12 protein-coding genes are annotated in these 12,783 nt (G+C 64.8%); 2 read left to right on the forward strand and 10 right to left on the reverse strand.

What is annotated here, in order from left to right; genetic code table 11:
* Nucleotides 1-5 precede the first annotated feature (5 nt).
* Genes NKH17_RS26155 through NKH17_RS26180 form a run of 6 tightly spaced genes read right to left on the reverse strand, consistent with a single transcriptional unit; the run spans nucleotide 6 to nucleotide 7,067 of the window.
* On the reverse strand, nucleotides 6-467 hold the full coding sequence (locus tag NKH17_RS26155; RefSeq protein ID WP_023718174.1) for a MarR family winged helix-turn-helix transcriptional regulator: 462 nt from the start codon (nucleotides 465-467) through the stop codon (nucleotides 6-8).
* Complete coding sequence (locus NKH17_RS26160) at nucleotides 464-1,048, reverse strand: amino acid synthesis family protein (protein ID WP_352467809.1); 585 nt, start codon at nucleotides 1,046-1,048, stop codon at nucleotides 464-466. Before NKH17_RS26160 ends, NKH17_RS26155 begins: the two co-directional genes overlap by 4 nt.
* On the reverse strand, nucleotides 1,041-1,916 hold the full coding sequence (locus tag NKH17_RS26165) for a UPF0280 family protein (RefSeq protein WP_352899532.1): 876 nt from the start codon (nucleotides 1,914-1,916) through the stop codon (nucleotides 1,041-1,043). Before NKH17_RS26165 ends, NKH17_RS26160 begins: the two co-directional genes overlap by 8 nt.
* Nucleotides 1,913-3,457: a 6-hydroxynicotinate reductase gene (locus NKH17_RS26170; protein ID WP_352647835.1), complete on the reverse strand. Its 1,545-nt coding sequence runs from the start codon at nucleotides 3,455-3,457 to the stop codon at nucleotides 1,913-1,915. The genes NKH17_RS26165 and NKH17_RS26170 overlap by 4 nt, the downstream gene beginning before the upstream one ends.
* Nucleotides 3,454-6,207, reverse strand: a complete 2,754-nt coding sequence (locus NKH17_RS26175; protein ID WP_352808104.1) for a molybdopterin-dependent oxidoreductase — start codon at nucleotides 6,205-6,207, stop codon at nucleotides 3,454-3,456. The genes NKH17_RS26170 and NKH17_RS26175 overlap by 4 nt, the downstream gene beginning before the upstream one ends.
* Complete coding sequence (locus tag NKH17_RS26180) at nucleotides 6,207-7,067, reverse strand: FAD binding domain-containing protein (protein WP_352808105.1); 861 nt, start codon at nucleotides 7,065-7,067, stop codon at nucleotides 6,207-6,209. Before NKH17_RS26180 ends, NKH17_RS26175 begins: the two co-directional genes overlap by 1 nt.
* A gap of 272 nt (nucleotides 7,068-7,339) precedes the next feature.
* Between NKH17_RS26180 and pncA the strand changes: the two genes are divergently transcribed.
* On the forward strand, nucleotides 7,340-7,939 hold the full coding sequence (gene pncA / locus NKH17_RS26185) for a bifunctional nicotinamidase/pyrazinamidase (RefSeq protein WP_352808106.1): 600 nt from the start codon (nucleotides 7,340-7,342) through the stop codon (nucleotides 7,937-7,939).
* Between the two features lie 40 nt (nucleotides 7,940-7,979).
* Nucleotides 7,980-9,407: a sodium:proton antiporter gene (locus NKH17_RS26190; protein WP_352808107.1), complete on the forward strand. Its 1,428-nt coding sequence runs from the start codon at nucleotides 7,980-7,982 to the stop codon at nucleotides 9,405-9,407.
* Here NKH17_RS26190 and NKH17_RS26195 read toward each other — a convergent pair whose 3' ends face one another.
* Genes NKH17_RS26195 through NKH17_RS26210 form a run of 4 tightly spaced genes read right to left on the reverse strand, consistent with a single transcriptional unit; the run spans nucleotide 9,408 to nucleotide 12,709 of the window.
* Nucleotides 9,408-10,151, reverse strand: a complete 744-nt coding sequence (locus NKH17_RS26195) for an ABC transporter ATP-binding protein (RefSeq protein WP_352899537.1) — start codon at nucleotides 10,149-10,151, stop codon at nucleotides 9,408-9,410.
* Nucleotides 10,144-10,872 (reverse strand): ABC transporter ATP-binding protein, encoded by a 729-nt coding sequence (locus tag NKH17_RS26200; RefSeq protein ID WP_352506045.1) that lies wholly within the window; start codon nucleotides 10,870-10,872, stop codon nucleotides 10,144-10,146. Before NKH17_RS26200 ends, NKH17_RS26195 begins: the two co-directional genes overlap by 8 nt.
* The gene (locus tag NKH17_RS26205; protein ID WP_352808109.1) at nucleotides 10,869-11,831 is read right to left on the reverse strand and encodes a branched-chain amino acid ABC transporter permease; all 963 of its coding nucleotides are present in this window, start codon (nucleotides 11,829-11,831) and stop codon (nucleotides 10,869-10,871) included. The genes NKH17_RS26200 and NKH17_RS26205 overlap by 4 nt, the downstream gene beginning before the upstream one ends.
* Nucleotides 11,828-12,709: a branched-chain amino acid ABC transporter permease gene (locus NKH17_RS26210; protein ID WP_352899540.1), complete on the reverse strand. Its 882-nt coding sequence runs from the start codon at nucleotides 12,707-12,709 to the stop codon at nucleotides 11,828-11,830. Before NKH17_RS26210 ends, NKH17_RS26205 begins: the two co-directional genes overlap by 4 nt.
* Between the last annotated feature and the right edge of the window lie 74 nt (nucleotides 12,710-12,783).

Consider the following 12,783-nt stretch of genomic DNA (forward strand, 5'->3'; position numbering starts at 1 on the left):
GCAGATTAAGCCAGCTTGGCCAGCAGCTTCATGAAAATGGCCGCCTCCTTGGCGGAAAGCGGCGCCAGCGTTTCCTGCGTGATCTCGCGGGCAAGCGGGATCAGCCGCTCGATCGCGTCGCGACCCTCGGCCGTCAGATTGACCAGCAGGCGCCGTTTGTCGACTTCGTGTTTGCTAAGTTCGACAAAGCCACGCGCTTTCAGCCGGTCGATGACGCCCTTCACGGTCGCCGCATCCATGGCGATCAGGCTGCCAAGCTGGTTCTGCGAGGTCTCGCCAACATCGCGCAATTTGGCCAAAGCGGCAAATTGCGGCGGCGTCAGATCGGCGATGTGTGCGGCGAAGATCGAGACATGGCGCTGATGCGCCTTGCGCAGGATGAAGCCGACCTGCTCCTGCAAGCGATAGTCGTTCTCGTCAGGTTCCTCGGCCTCGACCAGCTTGAGCAGATTGTCTTCGGCGCTCACCGCAGCCCGTCCCATGCCTTGATATCCTTGGCCGCCAGCCCGCCCATGCGGTCGTGCACACGCGGGCCGCAGGTCATTGCGAGGCAGAACAGGATCTCGTCGGGACGCGGGCCATCGCTGATGCCGATTTCCATGGCATCGAAATGGCTGCGCACATAGGCGGCGTTGATGTGGCCGAGCGGCACATCGAGCCGCGCACCGAAAGCGCCGACCTTCTTTGCCGACGGCACGATCGCCTTGGCGTCGCCGAGCCGCTCGCGCATGGCATAGCCGCCCGGCACATGCCACAGCGCGCCATGCTCCAGCTCGCCCGCCATGCCGACGATGGCGCCCTTGCCGTAACCGTCGATCTGTTTCACGTCGCCGCCCAATGCGGCAATAAGCCTGTCCGAGAGCAGCAGCCCGAGCGGCTTCAAATCCTCCATGGCGCTCTGCAGTTCCTCGACGTAACGGCCGGCGAACGGGTTCTTGACCACAGCCATAGCCGCGGCGCGGCGCCGCGGCACCTTCGCCACCGGCCCGCCCTCGTGAAAAATCTCTTCGGTCAGCACGGCGATCTTGCGGATCGGAAACTCAGGCATGAGCAATTTCCCTCTCTAAAGCTTTATTGGCGAGCCCCATCGGACCTGCGATGCGCGCCTGACCGCCGAGGAAAAGCGCCGCGGCGGCAATCAGGCCGCGCCGCCGAAACTCCTCGGCAACGGCAAATCCACCTTCCAGTGCAATAGCGATTTCAGCGGCGGAAAGCGGCCCCACGCCCTGCGTCACCAAACGGTCGCCGAGATCGCTGTCAGGCGCGAGATCGCGCGCCCGTACGCGCCTAACGGCTGGATGACCGGGCAGGTCGACGGCGTTGGCGATCAAGGTCGCGGCGGCATCGGCTTCAGCACCCGTCCGCGCCAGCACCGTGACCGCGTCGGCGATGCCGAGCGAAAAGGAGCGGCCGCGCCAGCCGCTGGTCGCGACGCCGCGGATCCCGTCTTCGGCGCGGATCGTGAGACGATCTGCCAACCCATGACCTGTCCCGGCAATGGCAAGCGTCATCGACTGCCCGTTGCCGAGATGGATCGCGCTGTCGCCGCCATTATTGACATAGGCGCGCTCGAGCCGGCGGCCGGCAAGCAGGGCCCCGAGCACTTCGTCGGCTACCGAGCCGGCGACGGCCGCCATCGGCGTGATGAATTGTTTCGCTAGCGGAACGACCGCCGCTTCCATGCGGCGCGCCGTCGGGCCAGCGAAAGCACGTGACCGCGAGCTGGCCGGGCGCCGCAGTTCGGGCAACTCTTCGACCAGTTCAACCAGGATTGTCTGGAAGCGCGCCACTGCCTGATGATATGCGGCGCTGCATTCACTCGCCTCGCCGAAGGCCTCGACGATCAGGTCGATCGGCCCATGATTGAGGTGAAGCCTCCGGCCGTCCTCGAGCCAATGCGCCTGCGGGCCGTTCATCGCCCAGCCCCGTTTGCGGCCGCGCGACGCAACTGAGCCAGCGGCGGCCAGGGATTGTCAAGGGGTGCGGCCGTGCCGCGGCGCGGATTGAGATATTCGCCGCCCTTGGCCAGGATATCGTCGACGCTGCGGATTTCGGCTTCGTAGCCGCCAAGCCTGACATAATCGTCGCGGCGCATGGTGAACTCGATCGGCGCCACCAGCGCCGGCGTTGGCACATAGCCGAAGGCGCCTTCCGGCACGCGGGTGACGTCGACCATCAGCGTGATGCCGCCGCCCGGCCAGACATAGACCGGCGCGCCGCCGACCGTCACATAGGTCTTGAGGCCCTGCACCGAGCGGGTCAGATTGACCGGGTTCTCGGTGACGCCGGCGCGCAGCGACCCGCCGGCGCCGCCGACGAAAAGCACGGTGCAGAGCGCCGGCTCGCAATTGTCCTCAATCAGTTCAACCGACTTCCGCAGCCGCTCCGGGAACGGTTTCTGCACAGGCTTCAATTCGTCGTCGAGCTCGTAATAGGCGAATTGCTCGCCGGTGGTCGAGACCATCAGCAGCGACATGCCGGGGCGCGCACCCTTTTTGGCGTTCCATTCACCAAGGATCGACAGCGGGTCGGAAATACTGGTGCCGCCCCAGCCGAGGCCGGGCTCCGACACCTTGAAATAACGGCCCGGCGTCGAACGGCGGCCGATGATCTTGATGCCGGTATCCTGCCAGCCAAGCACCTTGCCGGCCTGATGCTCGGAGACGACGCCGGTGATGTGGTCATCGACCACCACCACCTCGTCAACAAGGCCGCGCCATTGGGTCGCGAACATGCCTATGGTGGCCGAACCGCAGCCGACGCGCATGCGCTGTTCGAGCTTGCCGTCGATGACCGGCGGCTTGCCGGCTTCGACGATGACGGTGGCGCCGCCGTCGATGACGAGTTCGACCGGTTTGCGGTTGCACAGGGCGAGCATGGCGTCACAGGTGGCGCGCCCTTCAGCCTTCGAGCCGCCGGTCAAATGATGTACGCCGCCCAGCGACAGCATCTGCGAGCCGTATTCGCCGGTGGTGACATGGCCGATCGCCTCGCCTTGGGCACGGACCGTCGCCGTTTCGGGGCCGATATGACGATCGGTGTCGATCTTCACCTTGACGCCGCAATAGGAGAAGATGCCCTCGGTGACGACGGTGACCAGATCGACGCCCTCGACCTCCTGGCTGACGATGAAAGGCGCCGGCTTGTAATCGGGATAGGTGGTGCCGGCGCCGATGGCGGTGACGAAGCGGCGGCCGGTGTTGACCAGTTCGCCGTCCCATGCCTCGCCTTCCTCGGCAAAGGGTACGATTGCGGCGCCGGTCTCGGCCGCGTGGTCGAGGATGGTCAGCGGATCCATCCGCACGATCCTGCCGCCAACATTGCCGTAGCGATCGCAGGCGCCGGTGCGGCCATCGGCGATGTAGCACATGACCGGACAGGCATCGCAGCGGATCTTCTCGGCCACCAGCTTCTCGCCGGGATCATGTGTCTCGAAACGTTCGGCAAGCTCGCTCATCGGCGCGCCTCCTTGTCGAGGATGGCGGCGCGGATGCGGGTCGGCGTCGCCGGAATTTTGGTGACCAGCACACCTGTTGCATGGCGGATGGCGTTGAGGATCGCCGGCGCCGTCGGGATCAGCACATGCTCGCCCAAGCCCTTGGCTCCGAACGGTCCTTCCGGATCCGGAACTTCTATCAGGATGGTCTCGATCGGCGGCACGTCGCCGATCGTCGGGATCAGATAGTCGTGCAGGTTTTCGGTGCGGCCGGGGATATACTCTTCCATCAGCGCCATGCCGATGCCCTGGGCGATGCCACCCTCAATCTGGCCCTCGGCAAGCAAGGGATTGATGGCCTTGCCGACATCGTGGGCGGCGGTGATTTTTACCAGCTTCACGGTGCCGAGCTTGAGGTCGACCTCCAGTTCGGCGATCTGAGCGCCATAACCATAGACGGCGTAAGGCTTGCCCTGACCTTTTGCATCGAGCGGCTGCGTCGGCGGGTCGTAGCTTTCCTCGGCCCGGAAGACAAAACCTTCGGCGTCTGCCTTCAGCGAGGAAAGATCGATGCGGCGCGTCGCTTCGCCTTCCCTGATGCTCAGGCTTGTGCCGTCCAGCGCAATCGCCGCCTTTTGCGAGACATTGGCGAAACGCAAGATCTCCTCGCGCAAGGCGCGGCCGGCCTTTTCGGCGGCCTTGCCGGTGACGAAAGTCTGGCGCGAGGCCGAGGTCTTGCCGGCATCGGGGGTGATCGCCGTATCGGCGCCTTTCAGCCGCAACATCTCCAATGGCAGACCCAACGCGTCGGCGCAGATCTGCGCGATGACGGTGTTGGAGCCTTGCCCGATATCGACCGCCCCCTGATGCAGGACGACTTCGCCCGATATCGAGATGCCGACCTTGATGGTCGACGGATTGGGCAGCGAGGTGTTGCCGCAGCCGTACCAGCAAGAAGCGATGCCGACGCCGCGTTTTTTGATGCCGCTACCGGCATTGAACGCTTCGGCATCGCGAACGGCACGCTGCCAATGTGAACGGAGGGCCTCCAGGCAGTCGGCGATGCCGACGCCCGACTCAAGCCGCTGCCCGGTAACTGTTTCGGATCCGTTCCGAAGGCAGTTCTTCAGGCGAAAGTCGAGCCGATCCATGCCGAGCTTGTCGGCCAGCTCGTCATAAAGGGTCTCCTGCATGATCGTCGCCTGCGGCACGCCGAAACCGCGAAAGGCGCCGGCAATCGGGCCGTTGGTGTGGATGGCACGGCCTTCGGCGCGATAGTTCGGCGTAGCATAGGGGCCGGAGGCGTGCACCGGCACGCGGCTGGCGACCGTCGGCCCCCAGCTGGCATAGGCGCCGGTGTTGAAATCGCCGGCGAAGACCATGCCGGTGACACGGCCGTCGGCATTGGCGCCGATGCTCGCTCTCATCAGGGCTGGATGGCGCTTGGTGGTCGAGATCATCGATTCGGTGCGGCTGTAGGCGAGCGCCGCCGGTCGGCCGGTTTTCATGGCGACGAGGCCGATGAGCGGTTGCAGCGAGACGTCGAGCTTCGAGCCGAAGCCGCCGCCGGTCGCGGTCGGCACGATGCGCACCTTTTCCGGGGTAAGGCCGAGCACTTTTGCCGTGTCGTCACGGTCCATATAGGGCGCCTGCGTGCAGGCGACGACGACCAGCGTGTCGCCGTCCATGAAGGCATAGCCGGCTTCCGGTTCGATATAGGCGTGCTCGACATAGGAGGTGTCGATGGCGCCAGAAACGACGAAAGCCGCACCGGCAAGCGCGGCTTCGGGGTCGCCACGCTCGACAAAGCCGGAGGTGAGCAGGTTCGCGGGCCGGTTTTCATGGACCAGCGACGCGCCGCCGGCCTGCGCTTCGCCAGTTTCCAGAAAATGCGGCAACTCGGTCCAACTGACAGGGAAATCGGCTAGGTCGAGATCGAGGATAGCCTCGCGTTCGCCGGCAACCAGCGCCACCGCCTCGCCGCGAAAGCGCGAAACCCCTTCGGCCAGCGCCGGCTGGTCGGCGAAGGGCGCGATGACGCCGAAACAATTCTTTCCCGGAATGTCGGCGGCGGTGAAGACGCCGGCAATGCCGGGACGGGATTTCACCCAGCTGCCGAGATCGCCGAAGCTGAAGGCGGCATGATAGTGCGGTGAGCGGACCACCAGCACGGACAGCGCATCGGCGGGGAAGGAATCGCCGCCGAATTTTTCGCCGCCAGTGACTTTCGGCACGCCATCGAGGCGGATCGGGGAGGAGCCGACGGCATGGCCAGAGGATGGCATGCGCTGATCGAGACCGCCGTCGTGGCGCCAGGCATCCATCACCGCCGCGACGATCTTGCGGTAGCCGGTGCAGCGGCAGAGTACACCGCCGAGCGCATCCTGCGTTTCAGCCTCGCTCGGGTAAGGCGTCCTGTCCAGGAGTGCCGTTGCGGCGACCAGCAGGCCGGGCGTGCAGGCGCCGCACTGTGCTGCGCCATGGCTGAGGAACGAGGCCTGCAGTGCCGACAGCCTGCCATTGCCGAGACCTTCGACGGTCGTCACCACGGTGCCCGAGGCGGAAGCCGCGGGCATCAGGCAGGCGCAGACCGGCTCGCCGTCGACCAGCACCGTGCAGGCGCCGCAATCGCCGGCATCACAACCGATCTTGGTGCCGGTCAGCCGCAGCTCGTCGCGCAACACCGCGGACAGCCGCCGCACCGGCGGCACGCAAACGCTAACGGCGGCGCCGTTGACCTCGAAGGCGATGTCGGCGCGCTCCATCCCCATCAGGCCGCCGCCCTTTCCCCAGGGACTGCGCCCACCGCACCAAGCACAGCACGGGCAACGATCTCGCGCGCCGCATCCAGCCGATATTCGGCGCTGCCGCGCACGTCGCCGATCGGCGACAGCTCGTCCATCGGCGCGGATTGGATCGCACTGGCCAGCGCGGGGCCGACGGGCAGGCCGCGCAGTGCCGCCTCGACACTCGCCAGGCGCCTGGCGACGACCGAGCAGGACCCGACGGCGACGGCCGCGTTCCTGACGATACCATCTTCGACGGCCAGGCGTGCGGCGGCCATGGCGATGGAGATGACGAGATAACGCCGCGCGCCGAGTTTCACGAAGGCGGAGCCGCCGGCGGTCGCAGGTTTGGGAATACGGATTGCCGTCACCATTTCGCCGGACTGCAGAGCCGTGCGACGATTGCCGAGGATGAACTTTGCAAGGGGCAGATGCCGGGTCGCGACCGAGGAACGCAGTTCGACTTCGGCATCGAGCACCAGCAGCGCCGGCACACCGTCGGCGGCCGGCGAGGCATTGCAGAGATTGCCGGCAATCGAGGCAACGTTCTGGATCTGCACCGAGCCGACTTCCCGCGCCGCCTGCTTCAGCGCATCGAAGGCCGCCGGCAGCGGATGGCGGATGAGATCGGTCCAGGCGGTGCGGGCGCCAATGAGCCAATGGTTCTCGGCTTCGGCAATGCCGCGCAATGCCGCCAAGCCATTGATGTCGAGGATATTGTCGCGGAAAGGCTTGCTGCCTTGAGCCGGATAGAAATCGGTACCACCGGCAAGGATGCGCCATTGCCCTTCGCCCAGCAACGCGAGGGCGTCGTCGACCGTGGTGGGTTTTGCGTAACGGATCACGCTTTGCCTTCCCAGAATGGGCTTCCCGAGAGGGGATCCTGCCGAAAGACTTTCCCGAGCATTCAAGGCAGGAAATTCATTCGTATGCAAATGATATCAAGCCGGCAGGAATTGTCAAAGCCAGAGTTTGCACGGCTGTTGGCACCGGTGCGCCCGGAACGCATTTGTTATGCCGTGAGAGGTTGACGCAGCCGGCCATCTGGTCAAGTTTCTGCGTCCGGTCGCGTTTTCATTGGAGCCTAAGCTCAGGACGAAGAAAATAAGGAGGCTCCATGGCCGACGAAGCGCTTGTCATTATCGACCTGCAGAACGATTTCTGCCCAGGTGGCGCCCTGGAAGTGGCCGGTGGCGACGAAATCGTGCCGTTGGTCAATGATCTGATCCGGCGGACCGAGCACGTCCTGCTGACGCAGGACTGGCACCCTGCCGGCCATTCGAGCTTTGCCTCCAGCCACCCCGGCAAGCGACCGTTCGAAACGATCGACATGCCTTATGGCGAGCAGACGCTGTGGCCTGATCACTGCATCCAGGGCAGCCTTGGTTCGGACTTCCATTCCGGCTTGGCCTGGAGCAAGGCCGAGCTGGTGATCCGCAAGGGGTTCCGTCCTGCAATCGACAGCTATTCGGCATTCTTCGAGAACGACCGGACGACGCCGACCGGCCTTGTCGGCTATCTCCGGGAGCGAAATATCGATACGCTGACCCTGGTCGGCCTGGCGACGGATTTCTGCGTCGCCTTTTCGGCACTCGACGCGGTCAAGCTCGGCTTTGCGACATCAGTGCGGCTCGACGCCTGCCGCGGCATCGATCTCAACGGCTCCATGGAGACGATGCTGGGCCGGATGCGCGATGCCGGCGTGGCACTGATTTGAACGTCATCCAGCCGAACCTGACGGACTTTTGAGGGGCTTCATGCGGTTTGCGGCGTTGACGGCAAGTGCTGCACTTACTGCCGCAATCCTTTCTCCAGGAGCGGTTCTCGCGGCCGAAGCGCACGAATTGCCGGGCGCCGCCATGTCGCTGTGGTGGGTGTTGCCGTTTGCCGGGCTGTTGCTTTGCATCGCGACCGGCCCGCTGCTGTTCCATCATGCCTGGGAGCACCATTACGGCAAGATCGCTGCCTTCTGGGCGGCATTGGTGACCGGGCCGCTGGCAATCGCCTTCGGCATCCCGTCGGCCACGCAGGCGGTGCTGCATGCGCTGCTCACCGAATACATGTCGTTCATCATCCTGTTGTTTGCGCTGTTCACCATTTCGGGCGGCATCTTCGTTGCCGGCAACATACACGGCACGCCGCTGGTCAATGCCGGGCTGTTGCTGGGCGGGGCGGTGCTTGCCTCGATCATCGGCACAACCGGCGCCTCGATGATCCTGATCCGGCCGCTCATCCGCGCCAACGATAACCGGCGCTTCAACGCCCATGTCGTCATCTTCTTCATCTTCCTGGTGTCCAACATCGGCGGCTCGCTGACGCCGCTCGGCGATCCGCCGCTGTTCGTCGGCTTTCTGCGCGGCGTCGATTTCTTCTGGACGACAGTTCACCTGTTGCCCGAGACGCTGTTCGTCGCCGGCGTGGTGCTGGTGGTTTTCCTGGCGATCGACATCATCATGCATCATCGGGAGGAAGGCGCGCCGAAGATCAAGGATCCGACGCCCGACAGCAAGGTGCGCATCCGCGGCCTGGCCAACATCCCGCTGCTGGCCGGTGTAATCGCCGCGATCCTGATTTCTGCTGCCTGGAAGCCGGGAGTGAGTTTCGCTTTTCAGGGCGTCAGCCTCGAGCTGCAGAATCTGGTGCGCGACGCCGTCATCCTGATACTGGCCTTCATGTCGCTTGTCGTCTCGCCGAAGGAGTTTCGCGGCGCAAACGCCTTCAGCTGGGGGCCGATCGCCGAGGTGGCGAAGCTGTTCGCCAGCATCTTCATCTGCATCGTTCCGGTCGTCGCCATATTGCGGGCCGGCCTCGATGGCGCGCTGGCGCCGTTGGTGCTGCTGGTCAGTTCGCCGACCGGCGCGCCCGACAATCTCGCGTATTTCTGGCTGACCGGGGCGCTGTCATCCTTCCTCGACAATGCGCCGACCTATCTGGTGTTCTTCGAACTGGCCGGCGGCGATGCGCAGCATCTGATGACCGAGCTCGCCTCGACGCTGGCGGCGATCTCGGCAGGCGCGGTGTTCATGGGCGCCAACACCTACGTCGGCAACGCGCCGAATTTCATGGTCTACGCCATTGCCAGGCATCGCGGCATCAAGATGCCGAGCTTCTTTGGCTATATGGCGTGGTCGGGCGCCGTGCTGATCCCGACTTTCCTGCTCGCCGGCCTGCTGTTTTTTGCCTGATCAGCCGACGCCGACATAGCGACGGACCGCCGAGGGATCGGCACGCAGTTCCTCGACATCGACCGTCTCGCGGTTGCGGCCGTTTTCGATGAAGCAAACGCGGTCTGCGACCGAGAGCACGGCATCGACGCGCTGCTCGACAAGAATTGTCGACACGCCGAGCGCTCGCAGTTTCGACACGGTTTCACGGATCTTGGCGATCATCGACGGCATCAGCCCTTCGGTCGGTTCATCGAGCAGGAGCACCTGCGGTTCCAGACACAGGGCGCGGGCCATGGCCAGCATCTGCTGCTCGCCGCCGGACAGCGTGCCGGAACGCTGCCTGAGGCGTTGGCGCAGCAGCGGGAAAAGATCGAGCACGTTCTCGCGCGTCGCCTTGCCCTTGTTGCGGGCCATCAGGCCGATCTCGATGTTTTCCGCCACGGTCATCTCGGCGAACAGCCGCCGGCCCTGCGGCACGTAGGCGACGCCAGCCTTGGGCACCTCATGTGCCGGCAGACCGGTCAATTCCCGGCCTTCGAGCCGGATCGAGCCGGCGCTTGCCGGCACCAGGCCCATGATCGCCTTCAGCGTCGTCGTCTTGCCGGCGCCGTTGCGGCCGAACAGGCAGAGCACCTCGCCCTCGTTCAACACAAGATCCAAGCCATAGAGCACCTGGACTTTGCCATAGAAGCAATCGAGCCCGGATATGGCCAACGCCTTGGACTGGGCCTTGGACTGAGCCTTGGACTGGACCTCAGCCATGGGTGGTCCCCAGATAGGCGTCCTGCACCGCGGCATTGGCGCGGATCTGCTCGGGCGTGCCTTCAGCCAAGATCCGGCCGGCGTTGAAGACGGTGATGCGGTCGGCGAGTTGCATGACCACCGGCATGTTGTGCTCGATCAAAAGCACGGTGGCACTATCGGCGATCTCGCGCACCAGCTCGATGAAATTGTCGATCTCGCTATCGGCCAACCCTTGCGTCGGTTCGTCGAGGATCAGCAGCCGCGGCTTCAGTGCCAGTCCCATTGCCACTTCCAGCAGCCGCTGGTGACCGTAGGACAATTGCCCGGCCGGCATTTGCGCCCGGTCGGCAAGGCCGGTGCGCTCGAGAGCCGCCATGACGCCGGTGTGAACCGCGCCCTTCGAGCGGCCGTCGGTCAGCGTGCGCTGCACCGGCAGGGCAACATTGTCGTAGGCGCTGAGATTGGCAAAGACGCTGGTGATCTGGAACGTGTAGGCGATGCCAAGGCGAACCCTGGCGTAAGCAGGCAGGCTGGTGATGTCGGCGCCGTCGAAGACGATCATGCCCGACGAGGGCTGGATGCGGCCGCTGACCAAGCTGACGAAGGTGGTCTTGCCGGCACCGTTGGGGCCGATGATGGCGCGGATCTCGCCCGGCATCAGCGCGAAGTCGACGCCGTCGACGGCGCGCAAGCCGCCGAAACTGCGCGACAAGCCTTTGGTGGTAAGCAGCGGCATCATGGCAACCACCCGAGCCAGCGCTGGCGGATGCTGCCGAGAATGCCTCTCGGGAAGAACAGCACCAGCAGGATGAGCGCTATGCCGACGATCAGCAGATAGGCCGAGGTGTAGCCGCTGGCGATGTCGATGACATAATACATGAACAGCGTGCCGATCAGCGGACCGAGCGTGGTGGCGGCACCGCCTAGCAGCACCCAGAGCAGCGGCAGGATGGAATACTGCACCGAAGCGAAGCTCGAGCCGACATAGCCGAACAGCAGCGCATAGGCGGCGCCGGAAGCCGCGCAGATGCTGCCGGAGATGACGACGGCGGCAAGCTTGCTGGAGAACGTGTCGTAGCCGAGCATCTTGGTCCGCTCCTCGTTCTCGCGGATGGCGACCAGCACACGGCCATAGCCGGAGCGGACTATCGCCAGGATTATGAGCAGCACGATCGAGAACAGTGCCAGCGCACTCATATAGCGCACGGTCGGGTTGGTGAGGTCGAATGACGTACTGCCCAAGACAAGGACCCGCATCGGCTGCGGCACCACCAAGCCCTGGTCGCCGCCGGTCCAGGCGGCGAAATAAAGAATGAGGAGATAAAATACCTGAGCGAACATCATGGTGACGATCATGAAGGCGACGCCGGAGGTGCGCAGCGCCAGCAGCCCGATCACCAGCGCAAGCAGGGCGCCGCAGGCAAGCCCGGCTGCGAAGGCGGCCGGCACGCTCCAGCCGAGATGGATGACGGCAAGGCCGGCGCCGTAGAGCCCAGCTGAAAAGAACATGGCATGGCCGAGGCTGAGCAGCCCGACATAGCCGAACAGCAGATTGTAGCCCATGGCGAAGACCGCCAGCACCATAATGCGGGCGAGCAGGCCGTGATGATATTCCGGCAGGACAAAACTAAGCCCGAAAAGCAGGGCGATGACGCCGAGGTGCAGCGCATATGGCTTTGCCGGCGAAGCATCCTTCATCGCGATGCTGTCCCGAACAGGCCCTGCGGCCGGAACACCAGCACCATGGCGACAAGCAAGGTGGCTATGATCTTGGCCAGCGTCGGCGAGAAGAACACCGAGATAATGCCGTCGGACAGGCCGATAAGCACCGCGGCGAGTACCGTGCCGCGCAACGAGCCGAGGCCGCCGATGATGACGACGATGAACGAGAGCAGCAGCGGGTCCTGCCCCATCAGATAATGCGCCTGGCTGATCGGCACGATCAGCACGGCGGCCACAGCCGCCAGCATGGCGCCGAGCGCGAAAACGCCGGCATAGACTCTGGTCACCGGGATGCCGAAGGCCTGCGCCGTCTCGCTGTCATATTGCGTAGCGCGCATGACGAGGCCGATTTTCGTGCGCGTCAGCACCAGCCAGGTCGCGATCAGCAGCAGCGCCGACGCGGCGATGATCGACAGCTTGTAGCCGGAATAGCCGAACCATGGCAGGACGATGCGGTAGCTGAACGGCGGCTCGACCGGCCGCGCCTCCGGGCCGTATAAGGTCAGCGCCAATTGCTGGATGATGTAGAGCATGCCGATGGTGGCGACGATGGTGGCTTCCGGATTGTAGTTGAGCCGGCGCAGCACCAGCCGTTCGGCGGCCAGCGCGATCAGGCCGACGATCAATGGCGCCAGCACCAGGGCGGCCAGGAAGCCGAGCGCCGGATGGCCGGATATCGCCGTAGAGATCGCCCAGGCAAGCACCGCGCCCAGCATGAAGAACTCGCCATGCGCGACATTGACGACGCGCATGACGCCGAACACCAGCGACAACCCAAGCGCCGTCAGCGCCAGCACGGCGGAGGTAACGAGGCCTTCGAGGGCGGCGAGGAGCAGGTGAGGTCCGAAGTGCATCGGCTAAGCACCGGCGGATGCGCGAAGCACCCCCCTCAGGGGGCGGGCGGCCAGCAGGCGCGCCGGCGGCCGGG

The organism is Mesorhizobium sp. M1334, from assembly GCF_040317995.1.
GTDB lineage: Bacteria > Pseudomonadota > Alphaproteobacteria > Rhizobiales > Rhizobiaceae > Mesorhizobium.

What these genes read in the sequence shown, in the direction of transcription:
- NKH17_RS26160 (WP_352467809.1), bottom strand. Translation starts at nt 1,048, where the DNA reads ATGCCTGAGTTTCCGATCCGCAAGATCGCCGTGCTGACCGAAGAGATT.
- NKH17_RS26165 (WP_352899532.1), bottom strand. Translation starts at nt 1,916, where the DNA reads ATGAACGGCCCGCAGGCGCATTGGCTCGAGGACGGCCGGAGGCTTCAC.
- NKH17_RS26170 (WP_352647835.1), bottom strand. Translation starts at nt 3,457, where the DNA reads ATGAGCGAGCTTGCCGAACGTTTCGAGACACATGATCCCGGCGAGAAG.
- NKH17_RS26175 (WP_352808104.1), bottom strand. Translation starts at nt 6,207, where the DNA reads ATGGGGATGGAGCGCGCCGACATCGCCTTCGAGGTCAACGGCGCCGCC.
- pncA (WP_352808106.1), top strand. Translation starts at nt 7,340, where the DNA reads ATGGCCGACGAAGCGCTTGTCATTATCGACCTGCAGAACGATTTCTGC.
- NKH17_RS26190 (WP_352808107.1), top strand. Translation starts at nt 7,980, where the DNA reads ATGCGGTTTGCGGCGTTGACGGCAAGTGCTGCACTTACTGCCGCAATC.
- NKH17_RS26195 (WP_352899537.1), bottom strand. Translation starts at nt 10,151, where the DNA reads ATGGCTGAGGTCCAGTCCAAGGCTCAGTCCAAGGCCCAGTCCAAGGCG.
- NKH17_RS26200 (WP_352506045.1), bottom strand. Translation starts at nt 10,872, where the DNA reads ATGATGCCGCTGCTTACCACCAAAGGCTTGTCGCGCAGTTTCGGCGGC.
- NKH17_RS26205 (WP_352808109.1), bottom strand. Translation starts at nt 11,831, where the DNA reads ATGAAGGATGCTTCGCCGGCAAAGCCATATGCGCTGCACCTCGGCGTC.
- NKH17_RS26210 (WP_352899540.1), bottom strand. Translation starts at nt 12,709, where the DNA reads ATGCACTTCGGACCTCACCTGCTCCTCGCCGCCCTCGAAGGCCTCGTT.